Raw genomic sequence first — 20,876 nt, forward strand, 5'->3', positions numbered from 1 at the left:
AAAATAAGATGCGAAAAAACGATTCAGATGGGGTTATGGAGTCGATGGCGGCTTCGATCTCACCTTTTGCAATCCGAAGCCGTTGAAGAGTTCATTGACTTTCACGGTTACGCCAAAATACAGTCCTCCGGTCGATCGCGAACCCGTAAAATCTCGATCGTTTGCTCGTCCGAAGCTATAACCCGCTGAAAGTCGAAGATTCGGTGTGAGATAGTATCCTGCTTCTAGTGCCCAACCAAGTTCATTAAAGTTCGTAGATTGTCCGATCCAGCGTCCTTCAGCAGCGAGATCCCAGCGGTATCCTACTCGATAAACTGCACGTCCTTGAGCGAGTAGAACAGTACTGCTTCCTGCTAAGTCACTCGCAAGATAAGAGGTGCTATCTCTCAGGGCAAATTTCCCGTAAAATTCCCAGCGCCAGTTTGGAGCATAGATAGCTTCGAGTGCAAAAAGATGCTCGTTTGTGCCTGTTCCACTGCCGAAAAGAATGGTATCGGGGATGAGAGCGGGATTTTTGCGATATTCGTAGCGAAGGAGAGCATTAAAGCGATCGTCATTTGGATCACGATAGACAAGTCCGATTCTCAGGGTTTTTGTATCGTCTAAGCCTTCAAGAGTTTGATTTGCTGCGTTTGCTTGTTGGTATTGAGCCAATGCGGTGAGTGCAGGACTAATTTTGCCAGCAGCACCCGCAGAGATGACCGTATTTGCACCCGCAGAAGAGGTTCGATGTTCATATCGGGCACTCGCTTGGAAGCTCGATTCATCCGAGTATTCGAGTCCGATGCTATAGTTATCTCCACTATCTAAGCCCAAACTTGCAGCACTTTGTCCGACTGCAAAGGGTTGAGCAAAGATTGTTCCGGTCGCGCTGCGGCTAGAGATTGTACTAAACACACGTTCGTAAGCAAGATTTACGCGCAGTCCTGGAGAGAGCGTCAGGATTTGATTAAGTCCGATCGCGGCTTGAAGATTCGTCCCATTCGCGCCGCCTAATAGCGTGTATCGTCCAGTTAAAGTCGTGTCACGGAATAGTTTGTATTCGCTGACTACGCTTAGATTTGTGAGCGATTCACCCGCGAATTGTCCTCGATGGTAGAACTGCTGTGAGAGTTGAACATTGACACCGGGCATTGCTCTCCAGTTCAAGCCGAGTAAAGTTCGATCGTTATAAACTTCATCGACTTCAGAAGAGAGCGTCGTTTCGTTCTGAGCTAGGAAAGTTAGGGTTTGCGTGAGTGGGAATGTGAGGCGCGATCGCAGTTGATCCGAGGTGGTATCGAACACTGAAGGAGTTAGCCGATCTTCACGAGTGCGATGTAGCCAATCTAAGCTCAGATTCGTTGTTCCGATTCGTTGTTCAACGCCTGCTGTAATTGTGGTGAGAGAGTTATCTACACGCGATCCAGGAATCGGAGCAGTACGAGGTGTGAGCAGTTCATCAATTAGAGTGAGCGGTCGAGGTGCAACCCCATTGTTGTCTTCTCGATCGTATTGCACTCGAACGTTGGTTGTGGGGAACACCGCAGCGCTAATTTGTGCCCCATAGCGCGTTTGTCCAGGTGTAAAACTGGTGGTGGCATTGTTGTTGAAGCCTGCATCAGTTTTTCGATAGTAAAGTCGTCCCAAAATTCCTTGAGCAATTTGACTATCCAGTTCGACGCGATAAGCTGAACCGCTAACTCTGTTACCAAAATCTAATGAGCTTTCAGCATTTGCGTATTCTGCAATCAATCGAGTTGATCCAAAAGTTAAAAGTGCATCGGCTCCAAATAGCTCAAAATCGCGTACTCCCTGGTTTTCTCTGAAATAAGTTAAACCGATCCAACTTTCTCGATCGAGTCCTCGCGCCAGATTGTACTGAAGCCGTCCTGCATAGAGATTATTGTTCGATCCGGGTTGCTCATATTGGTACGTGACCACAATTCGACGCACTAGGGTTTCACCAGTTTGACCGACATCAGTTCTTAGAATCGGTTGACGGAACAAGAGTGAACCTCGATCGTAGTCAATTTCATAGTCTGCACCCCGATTTAACTGTTGTCGATCGATCACAGTTCCCGGTCGATTCAATTCCTCAGTTTCGAGAAAAACATTCTCACTGCCCTCAAGCAACAATCGCCGCGAGACAAAATAGAAGCCGCTTGTACCATCGGGTGCGATCGTATCGCGTTGAAATCCTTCTAAGTTATCGGCAAAGATGCCCGTGACTTGAAGATTTCCGATGTTATAGTTCGCTTTGAAGCCGTGGAGTTGGCGAGTAGTTGCTGTAAATTGCTGCGATCGACGAGCAAATTCATCGGTGCTATAGTCTCCCCACATTGCATAATCAACGCCTGCACCCGGAACCGGAGAAGTCCGCTCGAATCGCAAGTACAAACTATCGCGTGAAGGGGTTACTGCGGTGGTTGAAGAGTTATCGCCATAAATCGGATAGTTCTGATCACAGGGCTGAACATCTCTGTACAGTCTTGCAGTGGAATCACAAGTCTCATTCAACGTTCTGCTATTGTTAAATGCACCTGTAAACAACCAAGTTCCAATTCGACCTGTTGCAAATACGGCAGCTTTGGCATCTAAGCGATAAGGATTGTCTCGATCGACTGGATTAAAGTTTCTTAGTCGATCGAAGTAATCCGTCCCCCGTTTACCCAAACGAAAATCAATCACACCTGTCGCGATCGGAGGTCTGAGATCAGTTTCAAAGTTCAGTTGCGAAAAGGCTTCTAAGTTACTGGTTCGCGCTTGAATGGTGACGGTTCTTGGATCAAGTCCCGATCGCAGTGTTGCAGTAAATCGTCCTTGTTGTGCTTTGACCTGAAATCCGGGCTGATCTCGATCGACATCTGTACCTGTAAATTCGCCTGCGGTCGTGGATAAAGTAACCGTTGTTTCTCGATTCGACAGATTGCCCTGAGCATCGAACAATTGACCCTCGATCGTAGCTATCGATCGACCATCTGCTGGAATACGCGACTCAACCGAGCGAACAGTTAACTTTGTGGCTTCTCCGCGAACTTGCACCGTGATCGAAGTACTTTCAGCCTTTACACCGTTTACAGTAGTTTGAGCCGTTAAAGTGTTTTGACCTTCTTTCAGCGAGACACCGTACCAAGTTTGGGTAATCGTTGTGCTGCTGGTTTCGGTGCGACCAATTAAGCGATCGCTGACTTTTTCCCCATTCGCAAATAGTTCTACTTTTGCATCTTTGGGATAGCTTAATACGATTGTTGCAGACGACAGATCGAGAACGCTGTTAACGGTTGGAGAAACGAATCTGAGCGTCGTTTGGGATTGGACTGGAACTGGATTCGCACTCGATCGGGGAGTTTGGAATGCGAACAGCGAAATAAAGCAAAAAGCGTAGATAGAACATTGATTTAATTTCATTTGCCTGCCTCCCGTAGCGCTGGAGTAACTGCAAAGTTCATCCGCACTAAACCACCGGGCGCAAGACGAACTAAGCGAGATTGACTATTGCGTTCATGAAACTTCTGATTGGGGGCAAGCGTATATCCTGGAATGCTGCTCAAATCCAACACTCCAGTGCGATATCCTGCTAACACATTCGCAACCGAGAACAATCCATTTTGATCGGTTGTAATCCGATTCCCGTCATCTAGAAACACAACTGCATTCGGAATTCCTGGCTCTCCAGGTTGTTGTTCACCATCAAAGTTTTTATCTTCAAAAATGCGACCAATAATCGTTCCACAGTCGGTTAATAAACCATTGCGAACTCGGAGACGATGAAGCGCAGGACCATCTCGAACAATGTCTTGATTATCCGATCGCGTTCCTTGGACTAAAGCGCGATTCTGTCCAGTGCCACGAATTGCATCGGGTGTTAATGTTGCTGCATAAGCAATGTTGAGAACAGGAGTTTGCGATCCAGTGTTTGCAGGCAGTGTAATGTTCGGCAGTGTAAAAGTAATGGTTGAACTATTCGCACTCGTCGTCACTGGTACTGGAGTGTTTTGGAACTCTGCTTTAGTACTGTTTTCTCGAAATCGGAAACCCAGTGGTAATAAATCTGTGATGGTTAAATTGCTAACAGGAGCGCTGGCTAAATTGCGAATTGATAATCGATAGAGGACTGTATCTCCGGGTGCTGCATTGGCGCGATCGCCTGTTTTGATAATCTGAATCGCTTGAGTTTGACAAATACTGGCATCAACATCGATCGCAGCTAAAGACAGTCCCACTTGTTCTGCATCTTGGATCGTTAGCTGTCCATCGATCGAGCTAACACCCGTGGTTGTATTCAATGCTTTTCCATCGAGCGAAGTTGCATTGTAAGAAACTTGCCGACCCGATCGCGCAGTAATTGTTAATCGGACTCGACGCTGACTGTAGATCGAGCCTTGGGGCGGATTGATCACTAGAATGTAGCGTTTCCCGATCGCTAATTGTCCTCGTGCATCATCAAGCAAGAAGTTGTACCGCCCATCGCTATTCGCAGTGAGGAAGAACGGATTGCTATTCTGACGATTCGGATCAAGTCCAGCCGCAATCCCATTGTTCGGAACATCGGGAAGCTCAGTTCGCGTTAAGGGAACAAGCGCACCCAATTCAACTCCAGAAGCATCTGCTTCATACACACTCACACTAAAGCCTGAGTAGCTAGAGAGCACTTCACCAGCACAGCCTGTAATGCGCCCCAAAGGATCAATCAGACCTTGCTGGAGTTGATTCGTAGAACTCCGAAATGTTTGACCAGATGGATCAGTGTAAGTATACTTTGCGCGATTTGTAATGGATGCGGTCTTTGTTTGTGCCTGTGCAGGTGAAATTGATGCAGACAAAGCACTAATCAGCAATGCAGCAGTGCAAGTTTTGAATCTCGAATAGAGTGGATGCACTTGGTTTGAAGTCAATCTGTTCACGATCTTGAAAGCCTAAGATTTTCAGGAAGAAGAACTCCAACCCTTTAGAAAAGATTGGAGTTCTAGATAGCTATCGAACGCTCACGTCGTAAGTGACTTCCAATGTATTTTTGGGCGCGATCGCTTTATCAAATGTCCACCGCACATGGCTATATGCCTCAATGGGAGCAGGCTTCATCTCGATTCTGCCATCTGGCAACGTGACCTGAGCCATCGGATTCGCTGTAAAAGTCTTACCGCCATCAATGCTGTAAGCCAGTTCAGCCCCGTTCTGAGTCGCTGAATTTGCCGCATAGATAGTTCCTTTCGGAATCGGTTGCGTGACGACTAACTTTTGAGCCGGACGATCGCCTGCATTTTTCGCGACCACCTGAAACCGTAAAACTGTTCCCTTCTGCACCATCGTGTCTTTGGTTAGAACATTCCAAGACACTTGCTCTTTTCCTTGAGTATCCTTTTGAATCACTTTCTGCTTTGCGATCAATTGCAGTTCAACTTTTGGTTGATTCAGAGCTTGAGCGATTGACAAACTACGATCGAACAACCGAGCAGCAGCGGGAGTTCCATCGATCGGAAACATCGCGATCGTAGCTGCAATTCCTAATCCAACCCAGACAAAATTCCGTTTCATTGTTTTCTCCTTGCTAACTATCTGATTTGGCGACGGAAAGTGAATGTTCCCGATGTTTGAGGTGGAAGCGTCGTCAGTGTGTTGATATAGATTTGAATGTCTCCACTGTTAGAAGTGCCGCTGATTGTTCCGCCGTTGGTATCTGTTGCAGAACCTGGAATCGTTCCACTCACTGGATCTCTGGTGGTTGTGAACCAATTGTTTGGAGCATCTAAACCATCTTCAGTGATTGCTAGATTGTTAGCAGGAAGATCAACACTGCCAGAATTCGCAGGAGCAGCCGTTGAAATGTTCCGATAACGGATTCGGTATTCGATCGTGCGTCCAGGTCTTGCAGCCCCGCTCAACGTTGTCTGATCCGTGGTAAATCCAATGACCTCAGTTGCACCATCCAGAATTCGCGCATCTTTTTCTAGAACAACGTATCCGGTATAGAGTCGATTGATCGTGATGTTGCCTGGATCGTTCGCTGGATCGCCAAGCGTACCTTGATCTACAAATGCCACAATTGACACTGGGAAATCATCATTCTGAGCAACACCATCAGGAAGATCGATCGTGACCGTGTAGTTCACTTGATCAGTTCCACCCGGAGCATTGTCGTTTGCTGGAACATTCACCAGTTGCACCGGATCGCTCTCGCTCGTATTGGTGCTACCTGTCGGAACAAAGTCAAATATAGTTCCGTTGTAGCGGTAGACTGCGACATCTCCTCCAGCGGCGATCGTGACTGTCGTTCCGGTTGGCAAATCTGCGGTATTGGTTGGCGGAACTGGCAGCAACGAAATCGTTTGTGGGCTACTACTGGTGTTTTGAACCGTGTTTGTAAAAGTGGTTGCTGGCGTTTGAGCATCCGTTAATGGAGTAGCAGGATTGAGATCTGCGGGCAACTGAATCGATCGATTTGTAAAATCATCATTGTTCGTCGTATTGACCGCATCCGGGCGACCATTTGGACCATTCAGCGGCGTAGTTGCGATCGTATAATTCGTAGTCTCACCACCATCCGTATCTGTGGTACTACCTTGGTTCGTGGTGCTATCTGTGGGATTTGTTCCTGTTCCTGGATCAATTCCGTCTGTCGTCGGATCTGCAATCCCATCATCGATTCCAAGCCCGGTATCGGGTGCGCCTCCGGTCGCTGGATCAGGATTGTTCGCATTCAATTGGTTGTTCGGAGATTGATCTCCAGATTCGTCGTACACCAATTGCGTTGAAGTTCCAGGAACAGAGGTTCCAGGTTGGGATTGACCAAACACTTGAGCAATGTTCGCAATCCGTCCTCCAGTAAAGCTAGAGGTGGGATTAACTGAGAATGAGAAGTTGTCGATCGTCGTTCCGTTTGGAATAGAAGTCGATCGAACAAAACCAACCCGCGTAATTGTTCCAGAAGTCGGACGAGTTATGACCCACGCGGCTTGATGAGCAGGAACCGCAGTAGGACTGGTGGTGTAAACGACTTGCCAGCTTGAATCAGGTGCAGTTGGTGTCGTTGAGCTTAGAGCCGTGTTGGTAGGAATAGCATCCGAGACAAGGATTCGATTTTGAGTGCTGCCATTCAAATTCAATGCAGTGGGGTGCAGATCTGAAGGAACAACTCCAGCGACGGGTACATCAGGATTTTCGACCGTAAGAGCTAATGAGTAGGTTAGCTCGTCATCGGTTAAGACCGCAGTTGTATTGTTGTTGCTGTAGGCTGAAACCGCCTTCAAAATCGTGGCAAAGGCTTGCAAACGAGCATTCACAGTAATCGCTGTGCTCGTTGCCATTGCTTCATTTTCTTGTGTCAGAACACCTGGAGTTTCATTGGTAGCTCCGTCCGGGTTATCAACGGTTCGGACATCATTCGCATCGATGTCAGTAGCTCGATCGACGTTTTGAGCATTCGGAGTCGCTGTATTTCCAAGGGCAACTGTTGTTGTAGCGCCAGAAGACGCAGAGCCACTAACCCGAATCCGAACACGAACTCGGACTGTTCCATTTGTGCCTGTTCCAGGATTCGGAGGAATGGAACCATTTGCACCGAGCAAAGTACCCGTTTCACCACCTATGCTTGGAACATTCACCGCAGGTACAGTAGTTCCATTCACCTCAATGATCTGCAATGGACCATCTACTGAGAAATTGGTAGTATCCGACAGGGTAACGGTTCCTGGAATAAAGAACTGAGTCGGATCGTTTCCAATGTTAGTGATGATAAAGTCAACCTCCAACGTGCCATTCGCATCCGGAGTCGCATTGCTCGGAGGTTGTGCTGTGACCTGAATCCCTGGCACTTCTGCAACTTGAACGGTAACAGTATTAGAGGTTGAGTTGTAAGTGTTAGTTCCATCAGAGTAGGTTGCGGTTGCAGTGTTACTGATGGTGGTTCCCGCAGCAGTTTGAGCAAGAACAGTTCGGACACCTGAGAGACTGCTTCCAATCAAGAGCGTTGCAGCTAGAAGCTTATATTTATTGACTTTCATATCGATCGACAAAAGTTGGGCGGAAATGACGACGCGCAAAATAGCCCCCAAATGGGGGTAAAAAGCGCGATCGGGTTAAGGAAAAATTTGGAAACTCGCGATTCGCAAAAACTGGAGTGCGATCGACTTACAAAAGACTCAAACGGGAAACGTCTTGAGAGGGTTACGAAATCGCTTTTTCATCAATCACAGGGAAGAACTTGTACGAGTAGAACGTGCCCAAAGTTCTTGCATTCTTTATCAAGAGTTCATAAAATTCCGCTGAACTACTGAGGAGTTGTGGAGGTGGCTTAAGCTAATCAGCGGAGATGTGGGATAGCGTTGAATTGTGAGTCTAAAATTCTGTGTTGATGAAGGTCTGTCACTGCGATTAAGTCCGCCCGGCGCTAAACCGACCGGGCTAATGGAAGAAAGGATGCTGAACCACCCTCAGACAGCGGTTTCAGTCCCCTTCAGGGGAGTTTCCTCAGTTAGCCCGGTCGGTTTAGCGCCGGGCGGTTTAGCGATTGAACGAATACGCCAAAACTCACAACCTCATGAATAATGCACCAGCAATAAGAAATTACTTCATTCGTTTTTCAGCGGAAACTTTCATCATCTCAGCTTTGCCGTAAACAGTCGTATTCGGTTTCACCTTATCAAGTTGAGCGATAATTCTCCGAAGCTCTCCCAGAACATAAGTTCGATCGACGTTTTTCGGATCAGCCCTTTCAATCAAATTCGCGGTCATTCGCTCCGCAGTCTCATAAGCTTGAATCGAGTCTTTCTCATACTGAATTCGTTCTTTGATCGCATTCAAACTCTGCTCATACTCAACAATTCGATTCTGAGATTGCACATAGTCTGGATCATTGAGTTGGATTTGCTTTAATTTCGCGATCGCATTTTTCCAACTGTCTTGAACTTGCTCCAATTGAATCAGCGACATTGGCGCTTTTTTCGTGTTCTGTTTCGCTGCATTGGCAATAATTTCTGCAACTTCAATCAATCGACTATTCCGATCGCTATCTGCCTGAAATCCAACAATTTCTCGAAAGTCGCGTTCGGTTGCTGATAGTTTATTTTGGGCAAGCCGTCCCGCGAGTGTAGAAGAGGGAAGTTGATTAAGGGAATCAATTGCTGAACGCCAATCTGCGATCGCACTTGTTCGAGTTTGTCCGGTTGCACCATCTCGAATTACACGAATGGCTTCTCCTAATGCTTGCTCAGTTTGCTCGAAGCGGGTTTGAGCGTTTTTCTCTTGAAATAGTTTCGCTTCCATTCGGGCAACATCTTCACGAGCGGATTTAAATTCGTCGATCGTGAATCGCCAGCTACATCTTGCCCATTCACAATACTCACCGGGATAATGTCCCAAAAACCAAGCAGGCAATTGATCTAAATGCTTCTGAGCCGCTTTAACTTTCTGCGTTCCTAAATTGAGATCTTCAAAAGCGGTCGCATTGTTTACTAATTGATCTGATTGTTCAACGAGCGCGATCGCTTGTCGGTAATTGTGATCCATTGCCATGTAACTCGGAGTTAGCAGAAAAGGCGCGACTTCCATAACCGAATAGCGAATCCAGGGAATTGGACGATTTACAAGCCAAATTCCACCTGTAGAGAGCGCGATCGCTATTGTTCCTAATTTCAGTCCGAACCAAAAGAAAGATGGAGGACGATTCGCTTTTGCAGCCTGGTGAAAAACTTTGGGATTGAAGTTCGGTAGCAGATCAAAGATAGCTTCTTTTAATTCTGCTTCAGTAGCGGGTGTTCCTGACTGCGATAGCAATCTTTCCAAACGACGAAGGGCAAGCTCGATTTGAACTTGCCCTACTGCATCGGAATCAAGACATCGCCGAACCTCAGTCTGGAGGATGTGAAATGCTCGATCGTTCAAACGCTTCATCGACACGAAACCCTATAACAACACGATGTTTCTAGGGTTCCCGTGATCAAACGACAGACGGCAAACCTAAGAATTGGTTGTTTGGGTTGCCAACATTTGCTTGAGTCTTTCCAGGTCTTGCGCCCAGCGCGGATCAGGTTGAACCGAATCCGGATCTGAGGAAGAAGTGGACGTTTTGCGCGACTTATTATTGTTGCCGCCACCGCCGCCTTTATTGCGCTTCCCGCCAGACGATGCACCGCCAGCAGGAGCCGGAGAAGCTGTTTCGTCTTTACCATCCTTTGATCGGGGCAGTGCCTTTTCGATCTTGATCGGGTTGTCTTTGATGCTGACACCGTTATATTTCTCGATGAACTGATCCGCCAATTCATCAGACTTCACGGTGACAAAGCCAAACCCGCGACACTTTCCAGTTTTACGATCGGTAATCAATTTTGCAGAGACTCCTTCGCCTGCATCCGCAAATGCCGCTTCGAGGTCTTGCCGACTTAAATCTTCGGGCAAGTTGCCCACATACAAACGAATTGACATATCGAGACACCTCCAGACTTTGATCCTAATACATGATTTCGACGCTTACCATACGTCTCTTCAGTGACACTCTGTTTTCGTTGGCTCAGGATGGTCTTTTACAGACATTCCCGTTCCCTCGCTCGCCAACCTTACACGGGTTTGCGATCGGTTTGCTCATCTTCCAAAGTTCTTCAGCAGAACCCGGAAGTTTTGCGCGTCCGATCATTGCCCTCAGTGTTTGGAAATGACTGGAGGATTGAGGTTAAGCAGCTTGGTGGCTGTGTCCTCAGGATATGCGCCACTCTTAAAGGTATCATGCTCGTCTATCAGATTCGAGCGAAGTGCGTAATTTCCCCCTTGAGTGCTATTTCGATCGTTAGATCGGTGGAGATTAAGACGATATAAAAACCAGCCGATTCGATGGATCGACTGGTTCAGCTTGCTGTGTTGGGAGGAGAAAAACCTGAAGCTGAGAGTTCTTAAAGCCGATTCGATGGATCGACTGAGCCACCTTCAGAATGTGTTGGACTCCTTGTGAAGAAATGTAACACTATGGCTACGAAAAATGCAACTATTCTTTACAGGATTTGAGCGATACCAAGCAGAATGGCAGCGATCGCAATGGTAAGCGACCAGTTTGGCAGTCCTGCTCGAATCAACGATCTCGTTCTAATCGTGTCGATGTCAATGTAAGGAGTGGCAGTACGGCGAAACCATCCGGTTACGATCGCGGTTTGTCCAATCGGAAGCGGGCGTAGAAGATTACCGATCGCACCTAATTGGGAGCAGTAATTGAGCTTGATTAATCCGGTTTCAGTTTGAAGGAATAGATCTTGTGCGAGTTGGTTCGCGGCTCCCGATCGACCAATTAATGTTCCTTCTAATCGGACGACTGGGCTATTCATTAAAGTCAAATCGGAGCGAGTAAAAAGGTGAATTAAATCAGTTTCAGGATTGCGCGATTCTGGAAAAAAGTGATTGAAACGAATGATTGAACCGATTCCAAATCCGATTAAGGCAAAGCTTGGAAATAGGCTGTAATCGCTTGCTATCCAATTGAATCTGAAGTTTCCAGTTGCAAATAACGCTTGAGCAATCAGCCAGAGAATGAATGCGATCGACAATCCGATCAAACTCCCAACGATCGGCGCAAATTGAAGGAGTTGTTTCTTCCGTTTAGCTGGAACAGAATTGATTTCTAACTCAGGTTCAAGATGCCATAGTTCGCAATAATTCATGAGTTTTTCGAGTCGAGTTCCTAGTGAGAAACTTTTATTGGCAAAATCCCACTGAAATAGATTCGATAAAGAAACTCGATCGAATAATCCTTCAATTAGAATCGCGTTCCGATATCCAACAGGATTCAGAAGTTCAAAACTTTCTAGTAAAGGATGTGTCTGTTTTTCATGCTTAATAATTTGAGCCGTTGCGATCGTTGTTTTAATTAAAGCGCGTGTGAGTCCGTTCGGATTTCCAGTGAGATTGCAAGCAGTACGATCGCTATATTCCATTCGCTGATTTGAAAGCCATGATCCTGACCAGCGGAATATCCAGAAAAAGCTGTATGCGATCGCAGAAAAAATCATGCAAATATCCGCACCCATTTGAACGAGTTTAGATAAGAGCGCTTGATTTAGCTTAATTTTTCGGAGTCGATCACTAGCGATCGACAGTAAATGATAAATCGAGTAGGGAATTTGTAAAACAACACTAATCAGCGACAAAATAGCAAAGTTCCAGTGAGCAATATGACCGCATTCGCCCGCGTAAATTGCTGCAATTTCTTCCTCGTTCAAACTATCTAAAAATCCCTGACTTACGACGATTCGAGCAAATTTTGGTAAGCAACCATAAGTTATCGCGATCGGGGCTGAAGTTGGCAGAATTCCAAGTTTCGGAATGGGAATTTTTTGCTGTTGGGCAAATCTTTGGATTAAGCGATGTGTTTCGGGACTGTGACGAGCGATCGCGCCAGTCGAAAGCGGTTTTAATCCATATAACCCAGTCAAGATTACATCCAAAATCCACGGAGACGCGACAAACAGAATAAGCAGACCAAGCCCAAATTGCAGCACTGGAATCGATTGATCAGGTAGTTCAGTCGTCTGACGGAATAGCCGCGTCATTATCGCGTATTGCGCCCACGAGATTGAGCTTGCGACCCAGTGAATTAGACAAAGCGTGGCAAAGAGCGCGATCGTACTTCCAAGGGCTGCCCACTGTAATCGAGATGGATTTAGGTGGGGGGGCGGGTTCCAACGTTGAGCGCGTCCAGCATTTTTCCAAACGTGCGGTGATTCGGGTGAGATAGATTGCTCGATCGATTCTGGTTCTGAAACGTTTGGGGCTTGAATCTCTGAGGTTTGTGGAACTCTTTTACGTCGAATGGATTGAGTCGTGGGATCGAGGGGAACAAATCCAGAATCGACCGGAGTGAGCTTTGCCATCATTTGGGTTGCCCACGATCGTACTTTTTCGTGCTGGCTCTGTTGCAGGTCTTGACAGAGCGCGATCGCTGCATCAAGGTTTTTATTTTTAATATGAGCCTGTACCAATCCCATCTTGGCTTTGAGCGCATCAGGATGATCTGCGGGTAGAGCACTGAGGAAGTTGGTGAAATGTGCGATCGCGTTCTCTGTTTGCCCTTTCTGAAGCGCGGTTAGTCCTGCTTCGAGTGCAGTCAGATCAGAAGCGGACTCCGAAAAAGACGACATAGGGTTCCCTGAATGACAGCGATTCTAGAGTACCCATTCAAAAATTTAAAAAACCTGGCATGAAAAAACCCGCAGATTGGACTTCCACGGGTTTTCAATTCAATTGTCCTGGCGAATTCTATTCGGTGAGAGTGATGCAAGAGGTCTAAGGAGATTTCTACGAAAGAGCTTACCGCTTGAAAGACTGCCCTTCGGCTTCGCTCAGGACGCGATCTCTAGCTGACTGAGCGAAGCCGAAGACAGCGGGTAATTTGTTTTCGATAAATCTCCTAAATGCCCCGCTTTAGATCGAAACCGGAGCAGTTTTCTCCTGATACAGCGTCACAATCACATTCAGCACGTCATCCACATTGAGATTGTCCGATTGAATTTCGATCGCATCCGCTGCCTTCCGTAACGGTGAAATTGCACGAGTACTATCTTTACGATCGCGCTCGAAAATCGCTTGCTCTAATTCCGCCAAGTTCACATCCGGCTGTCCCAAATTCTTCAGATCAAGCTGTCTCCGACGTGCTCGTTCTTGAATCGAAGCGGTCAAATAGATCTTCACTTCCGCATTTGGAAACACATGAGTGCCAATATCGCGACCATCCACGACAATTCCACCGCGCCGACCATAATTTTGCTGCTGCTTCACTAATGCTTCTCGCACTGCTGCCTGAGCCGCGATCGTTGAAACATGAGCCGTTACTTCCGGAGTGCGAATCGTTTGAGTCACATCTTGACCGTTCACATAGACGATCGGGGTTGCCGTATCGGTTTGGAAATCGATCTCACACTGATGCGCCAATTCTGTAACGGTCGGTTCATCGTTTAGATCCGCACCCGATTGCAGCACAAACCAGGTGAGCGCTCGATACATCGCTCCTGTGTCGAGATAAAACAAACCTAATTTTGCAGCGACCGCTTTTGCAACCGTGGATTTTCCCGCACCCGCAGGACCATCGATCGCAATCATCGGACGACGATCGCGCAGTGTACAGTTATCAATCAGACGGGTCGAACCTAGCCGCGCAGCCAGCGTTAACAACCCTTCATCGGTCACAGTTTCTAATGATTTCAGCGTCATCGGATCAACAAGTTCGATATACTCCGGTCGCAGGTCAGGCACTTTTTCGAGTTCCTGTTTCACTGCCTGAACTAAGGTAGCACTTACACGCTCTCCAGATCGAAACAGTTTTTCAGCTTGTGACAATCCTCGATAAAGCGCAGTTGCCTTTAATCTTTCTTCATCGGAGAGATACTGATTCCGGGAACTTAGGGCTAAACCGCTCTCTTCGCGCACGATCGCACAAGGCACGATCGTCATCGGCAAATTTAAGTCCTTTACAAATTGCTGAATCATTGCCAATTGTTGAGCATCTTTTTGCCCGAAATAAGCGCGATCGGGCTGCACAATGTTGAAAAGTTTCGTCACGATCGTGGCAACGCCTTCAAAATGCCCTGGACGAAATGCGCCACAGAGTCCAGAGGTCAATTCTTCTGGCGGTTGAACTCGTGTCGGAGTCGGTGGATCAACTCCTATTTCTTTTGAGTTGGGAGCAAAAATAACATCGACTCCAGCCTGTTCACAAAGACTGCGATCGCGCTCCAAAGTCCGAGGGTATCGGCTCAGATCTTCATTCGGTCCAAACTGTAGAGGATTGACGAAAATGCTGACGACCACGATCGTATTTTCTTGCCGTGCTCGTTCAATTAAACTGAGGTGTCCTTGGTGCAATGCGCCCATTGTGGGGACGAAACCGATCGACGATTCCACCGTATCCGCCGCGATCGAGTGTTGTCGCTGTAACTTTAAGTAGCACCGCAATCCCGCAACGGTCGTAAACAGGCGCACAATCTTCCATCCCTATTTGTACAAATCTATCTAAGTTTAGTGAATCCTTAGACATTTGTTTGCAGTCGGAAGCGATGGATTTTAAATTTCGATTTGCAATCTACTGAATGGACATTTGCCAGAACTGAAAGAGTTGATTGCCAACTGACTCTGGGTGGAAAAAGTGAAAGAAATGTTTGCCACTTGGACAGCGCCACAGTCGATCGCCTAACTTTAACATTCGGCTCCATTGAGCATGAGCGTGTCTGTCAATCACTGAATCATCTCTTGCAGCACCTACAAACAGCGGAACATCTACACCCCCTTTCGGTAGCTGAACTAATTCATAGAGTGAGTGTAAGTTTGGGGAAGTATCTAAATCCCGATCGAGCAATGCAACAAAGGCTTGAGGATGAAAGGGTAAATCTTTGCCAAAGAGCGATCGTACAGATTGTGCTAGAACTTGCTGACGGCTACAAGGGAGTAATTTCCGTTGTACATAGTAATGAGCGTGCCAGGTAATGGCGGGTTGTGCAGCAACACTAAGCAAAGATAGAGACTTCACTCGCTCAGGAAAGCAACGAGCATAAAGTAGTCCAACTACGCCACTCATGCCATGACCTACAATATGAACGGGTTCTGGTTGAGTGTCTAAATACTGATGAAACAGTTCTACAGCCGTAGAGAGTGAACTGGGTTCATCGGGGGATTGCTCGTATTGCCATTGTGCGATCGTCGTTTGTTTAGAAAGATAGCGAATTAAAGGTCGATCGAACGCTTGGACTCCAGCACTTGCACTGATCCAAACGACATCCGGGACAGCATTCATGGTGCGCTCCTAAACACTGATTTGCATTGAAGATAACAAGTAGAAGCCCAATTTTCATCAGGCTTCCGGATAGATTGAGATCGAATCACACAAATACTCTTTTCAATTGATTCACCCAGGCAGTAATGCGATCGTCAGTCAGATCAGATTGATTGTCTTCATCAATCGCTAATCCACAAAATTGATCCCCTCGAACGGCTCTAGATTCGCTGTGTTCGTAGCCTGCAATCGGGGTGTAGCCAACGGTTTTACCACCAAGCTCAGAAATCTTTTCCTCTAAAATCCCCATTGCATCTTGGAAATTATCTGCATAGCCAATTTGATCTCCGCAGCCGAAGTAAGCAACGGTTTTGCCGTTGAAGTCGATCGCGTCAAGCTCATCGTAAAAGCCTTCCCAATCAGCTTGTAGTTCACCAATGTTCCAAGTTGGACAGCCAACAATGATGTATCCATACGGCTCAAAATCTTCAGGGCTTGCATCACAGATATCGTGCAAGTTGACAACGGTTGAACCTCCGAAGGCTTGCTGAATTGCTTCTGCGATCGTTTGTGTGTTTCCGGTCTGTGTTCCGTAGAACAATCCAATTTTTGCCATTCTACTCTCTAAATTGACAACTACTCTCAATAAGCTCAACACAGAGTGTATCACCATTAATGCGATTTATTCCCATTTACTTAGGATCAAATTCTGTAAAATCGGGAATTGAGACAGAAAAAAGCTCCAGTTCTGGGACAATAAGGAGGAATTGCACCAAAGCTGAAGCTGTCTGAACCTTTATCTGAAGCCGTTCACTTTATAGATACGATACCAGGTTATTGAGAATAAGTATCAGATCAAATTAAGAGAGTTAAAAGCTTAAAAAGCTGTGGCGCTAGTTCAAGTAGAACATCCTACTTTTGCAGCACCACAGCTTTTCAATTCATTGGTAATTTAACCGATCGTTATTTCAACGATCCCAACTGCTGACGAATCTCACGCGGTAAAAGAATTCGATCGATCGCATGAATGACTCCATTAGAAGCCAAAAGATCCGCTTGCACCACACGAGCATCATTCACAATCACGCGCCCTGGAGTGACATCGACTGAAACACCACCGCCCAAGGTCTTAAGATTCCCGTTGCGGAGCTGTTTCGAGGTCACTTCGCCCGGTACAACGTGATATGCCAGAATTCGTGCCAGCAATGCCCGATTTCGAGGGGCGACCAGTTTTTCTACAGTTCCCGGAGGAAGCGTCGCAAATGCCGCATCCGTTGGCGCAAAAATTGTGACTCGTTGACCAGGTTGAATCGCTCTTCCGACTCCCGCTGCTTGAATCGCTGCTGCCAAAGTCGTGAATTGACCTGCACGAGAGGCTTCCTGCAAAAGTTGGGTAACGGTTAGATTGCGAGTATTGACCGGGGCGGGTCTCGTTGTGGGTGTAGGGCTAGGTGTTGGTGTGGGAGCCTGAGCGATCGCGCTTTGCGAAACAATAGTCAGTGAGGTTGCGATCGCCATCAATGAAACGAAGAGACGAAATCGAGCAAACATTGAAACCCTGTCCTTTTAGTAAAAGCCATCGATACGCTAATACGACCGCAAAATAACCTCAACAGTCTCTCGGTAGATAAAATAGTCTCGACAAATATGTTAAAACTTACGATTGCCGCTGAGCCGAGCCTATCGCATTCGGATCACTCCAAATCCGAATTCCGTCCGTTCCTGCTGCCACGATCGCTTGTCCTCCCAGCGCAAACCGCACAAATAAACTACTAAAGGGCGAGGCAAGCATTGATCCGAGCGATCGCTCTCCCAACAAGTGCCACAGATGAACCGCTCCCCCCGCCGCTGTGGCTAACGTCTGCCCATCTGGACTCAGTGCTAAATCCGAAGCACCCGCATCAAACGTTCTCAGTAACTCACCATTTCTCAAGTCCCACAGTTTGAGCCGACTACTCCCCGTAATCAAGGTCTGCCCATCCTGACAAAAGACCAATCCTGTCACTTCGCCCGAATCGAGCACTTTTAAGCGATCGCCGTCTTGAATCTGCCAAACTTCTGTTTTCGTGCCGTCTCCAGTTGCCAATAATTGCCCATCTGCGCTAAATTGCATCGCTCGAATTGGCTCATCCCCGATCGTATAAATTCGCTGACGACTGGCAATATCCCAAACCTGTACTCCCACCGGACTAAATGCGCCATCTGCCCAACGTCTAACCGCGCTCGAACTTGCCAAACTTCGACCATCAGGACTGAACATCAATTCAGAAGCTCTGCCCGCATTCAAAGTCGAATACAATCGGCGATTCGGCAAATCCCACAGCTTAATCGTTCCGTCTAAACTGCTGCTTGCTAAAATCTTTTCGTCGGGACTAATCGCGATCGCGCTAATCAGATCCGTATGATCGATCAAGCTCGGTAATTTGCGTCGCGTTTTCAAATCCCAAAGCTCGATCGCTTGCTCGTGTCCGACTGCCAAAATCGCTCCACTCGGACTCACTTCAATTTCCGTAGGTTTTTCTTCGGTTAACAGTTCCGGTTTGCCAAAACACACCATATCCGCTGCGTAGATCGGAATACAAACCTTGCGTCCCAAGCGTGACGAGGTGGCAGGTTGCAGAAGAAAAAACATCACCGTCAAAAGTGCGACGAGTGCGACGCTGGCAATCCCCAATTTTTGAACGAAGCGATTTTGCAACACGTTTACTCTCGACTTGGTGATTCTGTCCAAGGCGCGATCGCACCCTAAAAGGTCAGTGCTATATTGGTGAGAATTTAACCAATTCTAAAGATTAAGTGAACAAAAATCGGGCACTGACCACGATCGCCCTCATGCTAACAACCTTTCTCAGCGTTGTTTTGCTGTATTTAGGGGTGGATAAATTCTATTACGTTTTAGCAGGTGGACGAAAGTTTGCGACTTTTCCTGATCTAAGAACGCAATTGGCAGTCGGGGGAAGTTACCTGCTTTTATCGATCGTCTATCTGATTTGGTTAGCCAATCTCTTCAGTTCGTCGTGGCTACATTCGACCTGGAGTTTCCGCACAATTCTTCTGAAAACTTCGTTTTTCTGGATTGCTGCTTTTGTTGCTTATCCGCTGGGCAATGACACTTATCTTTATCTCCATGCCGGATTGATGAATCTGAGTGGAGCTAATCCTTATTTAATTCGTGCAGCTTCTTATGTAACAGAGCTATCACCGTATGTAGATTGGGGGCAGACTTCTACCTATGGTCTTGTCTCCCAAGCGTTATTTACATTCTCTGCTCTATTTGTTCCAATTCACCCAATCGTTGCGCTTCACGTTTTTAAGCTAGTCTGTTTAGCATTACATCTATTTAATGGCTATGTCATTTGGCGTTGGCTTCCGATTCCGGAGCGTGGCAGAATCACGATCGCTTATCTATTACATCCTCTATTACTGATGGAGCAGGTTAGTTCTGCCCATGTTGATATTTTAGTATCAACCAGTCTAGTTCTATTCGCAATCTCTTTTACAAAACAACGATTTTGGCTGGCATTTGTTGCTCTATGGGGCGGTGTTCTCAGCAAAACTCTCCCGATTATCTGGGCACCTTGGGTCGCAGTGACATTACTGCGTCAAGGTCATTGGCGTTGGTTACTGGCAATGATCGCAGCATCAGGCGCGATCGTCACTGGACTCTGGTTTACCGTCATGCCCGATCTTGCCGCTTGGCAAAGTATTCTCAATCCAGGAGTTGCAGGTCAGTACCAATCTTCACTGATGTCGATCGCGAAGTTCGTTCTCGATCTCGTCAGAATCTTCACCCCAGAAAATCTTGCCCTTGCCGACCAGCGCGTTATTCTGAACACCCTTTCAAGTCTTACACTCGTCGGATTTCTCCTCTTTTACAGTTGGCAACTCTGGCGCAGCGACAAGCGTTGGAACAATACGCCTCAAATGCTGATTGAAGAGATGGGCTGGACAACATTGTTTCTCTTCCTCTTTGCAACCTCTTGGTTGATGCCGTGGTACTGTTCGATTCTGATTACCTTTGCTGCCCTAGTTCCACAATCCCGTATCTTTGGCTTAACGACGCTTGCTTTTGGTCTATCCAGCAGCGCTCAATATCTTCTAGGAATGAACGCCAGCTTAAAGAGTGTAGTCTCGATCGGTCTTCCGGTTCTCACGCTAATCATTAGCGCGATCGTCTTACGATCTCAGCCCGTTCCGCCGTCAGAACCCCCTCTGATTCCTTTACCAGAGCCAGATCCGACGGCAGAACTGAATTGAACTACTTCCGACGAACTGCGATCGTGTAAGAAGGACGCTGTTTCGCTTCTCGCTGTGTTTTCACAATCCGCAGATTTTCATCCACATACACATGCTCAAACTTCGGAGTTGCGTGATAGGTCTTCTCTAGCTTTTTCAACGTTGTCTTATCGACATTGGCAAGCTTTAGTTCTTGAGGCAGTGCTGTCTTCTGAGTGAATTCATTCCAGCGTGACTCCAGAACTTTATGGAACCAAGCTTCAGCCCGCTCGATCGTCAACGGAATCGCTCTCCATCGCAAAGTTTGTTCGATCGCCACGTTCTGAATAAACCACTCTCCATCCCGAATCTCAAACTTCTGCATCACCATAAAATCATAAGCAGCCAAAATTGAAGAGAACTTTTCAAGCAGCTTAGACTTCGATCCTGGTGCGTACCGCGCAATATTCGCGTAGTAGCCATTCTCCAAGAAAATCTGATAGGAACAATCGTGCAAACGACCGGGCAACACATCATGGAACGGAATCGTAGACCAAACCGGAGTCCACACCCCCAGCACGATCGGAACCTGAGACTCAACCGCTGGATAGGGATTCCGCTGCTGCAATTCTTCAAAATAAGGAGCCAGTTCATTCTTCGCGTAGGCAACCTTTTGATTCAGCGGATCAGAATCTCGATCGTGAACCAGCGACAAGAGTTCGGCTTTCAATTCCTCGGTGGTAAGTTGGCTGAGGCGATTAACCTGAATGTTGGCGACCATAATATTGTTCTCACCCATAAAACTGCTGCGATTTATCCAAAATTTTAGAAAATGTAACAATAAATCCGCTCTATCATCTGGCGGGGATTTCGCTCTACTCATAGAGAGGTTTCCATTCGATTTGATGAAAAGTAGTACGATTCTGAAATCTTCTGATAC

General features: G+C 46.9%; 14 protein-coding genes. 1 reads left to right on the forward strand and 13 read right to left on the reverse strand.

Translation table 11 applies throughout. The features are described 5' to 3' along the window. Positions 1-33: 33 nt before the first annotated feature. The 12 genes from ACQ4M5_RS28975 to ACQ4M5_RS29030 all read right to left on the reverse strand — a co-directional run bounded on the left by ACQ4M5_RS28975 (position 34) and on the right by ACQ4M5_RS29030 (position 18,419). Positions 34-3,390, reverse strand: a complete 3,357-nt coding sequence (locus ACQ4M5_RS28975; protein WP_430679250.1) for a TonB-dependent receptor — start codon at positions 3,388-3,390, stop codon at positions 34-36. Next, on the reverse strand, positions 3,387-4,886 hold the full coding sequence (locus tag ACQ4M5_RS28980) for a hypothetical protein (protein ID WP_430679251.1): 1,500 nt from the start codon (positions 4,884-4,886) through the stop codon (positions 3,387-3,389). Before ACQ4M5_RS28980 ends, ACQ4M5_RS28975 begins: the two co-directional genes overlap by 4 nt. Before the next feature lie 70 nt (positions 4,887-4,956). Beyond that, the gene (locus ACQ4M5_RS28985) at positions 4,957-5,517 is read right to left on the reverse strand and encodes a hypothetical protein (protein WP_430679252.1); all 561 of its coding nucleotides are present in this window, start codon (positions 5,515-5,517) and stop codon (positions 4,957-4,959) included. 17 nt (positions 5,518-5,534) lie between these two features. After that, complete coding sequence (locus ACQ4M5_RS28990) at positions 5,535-7,982, reverse strand: beta strand repeat-containing protein (RefSeq protein ID WP_430679253.1); 2,448 nt, start codon at positions 7,980-7,982, stop codon at positions 5,535-5,537. 562 nt (positions 7,983-8,544) lie between these two features. After that, complete coding sequence (locus ACQ4M5_RS28995; RefSeq protein ID WP_430679254.1) at positions 8,545-9,870, reverse strand: hypothetical protein; 1,326 nt, start codon at positions 9,868-9,870, stop codon at positions 8,545-8,547. Between the two features lie 66 nt (positions 9,871-9,936). Next, positions 9,937-10,401 (reverse strand): RNA recognition motif domain-containing protein, encoded by a 465-nt coding sequence (locus ACQ4M5_RS29000; protein WP_430679255.1) that lies wholly within the window; start codon positions 10,399-10,401, stop codon positions 9,937-9,939. A 560-nt stretch (positions 10,402-10,961) separates the two neighbouring features. Continuing rightward, positions 10,962-13,097 carry a zinc metalloprotease HtpX gene (locus tag ACQ4M5_RS29005; protein ID WP_430679256.1) on the reverse strand — a complete coding sequence of 712 codons (2,136 nt, stop codon included), beginning with the start codon at positions 13,095-13,097 and terminating at the stop codon, positions 10,962-10,964. A gap of 283 nt (positions 13,098-13,380) precedes the next feature. Then, on the reverse strand, positions 13,381-14,934 hold the full coding sequence (locus tag ACQ4M5_RS29010) for a bifunctional pantoate--beta-alanine ligase/(d)CMP kinase (protein WP_430679257.1): 1,554 nt from the start codon (positions 14,932-14,934) through the stop codon (positions 13,381-13,383). Positions 14,935-15,034: 100 nt separating this feature from the next. Continuing rightward, entirely contained in the window at positions 15,035-15,742 is a 708-nt protein-coding gene (locus tag ACQ4M5_RS29015; protein ID WP_430679258.1) for an alpha/beta fold hydrolase, read from the reverse strand. Between the two features lie 85 nt (positions 15,743-15,827). Next, positions 15,828-16,337 carry a flavodoxin FldA gene (gene fldA, locus ACQ4M5_RS29020; RefSeq protein WP_430679259.1) on the reverse strand — a complete coding sequence of 170 codons (510 nt, stop codon included), beginning with the start codon at positions 16,335-16,337 and terminating at the stop codon, positions 15,828-15,830. A 347-nt stretch (positions 16,338-16,684) separates the two neighbouring features. Further along, complete coding sequence (locus ACQ4M5_RS29025; protein ID WP_430679260.1) at positions 16,685-17,272, reverse strand: fasciclin domain-containing protein; 588 nt, start codon at positions 17,270-17,272, stop codon at positions 16,685-16,687. Positions 17,273-17,378: 106 nt separating this feature from the next. Continuing rightward, on the reverse strand, positions 17,379-18,419 hold the full coding sequence (locus tag ACQ4M5_RS29030; RefSeq protein WP_430679261.1) for a WD40 repeat domain-containing protein: 1,041 nt from the start codon (positions 18,417-18,419) through the stop codon (positions 17,379-17,381). Positions 18,420-18,517: 98 nt separating this feature from the next. Here ACQ4M5_RS29030 and ACQ4M5_RS29035 point away from each other — a divergent pair, with 98 nt between their 5' ends. Then, complete coding sequence (locus ACQ4M5_RS29035; protein WP_430679263.1) at positions 18,518-19,978, forward strand: hypothetical protein; 1,461 nt, start codon at positions 18,518-18,520, stop codon at positions 19,976-19,978. A gap of 1 nt (position 19,979) precedes the next feature. Here ACQ4M5_RS29035 and ACQ4M5_RS29040 read toward each other — a convergent pair whose 3' ends face one another. Then, on the reverse strand, positions 19,980-20,735 hold the full coding sequence (locus ACQ4M5_RS29040; protein WP_430679264.1) for a hypothetical protein: 756 nt from the start codon (positions 20,733-20,735) through the stop codon (positions 19,980-19,982). Positions 20,736-20,876: the final 141 nt, after the last annotated feature.

The organism is Leptolyngbya sp. AN10, assembly GCF_050565645.1.
GTDB lineage: Bacteria > Cyanobacteriota > Cyanobacteriia > Leptolyngbyales > Leptolyngbyaceae > Leptolyngbya.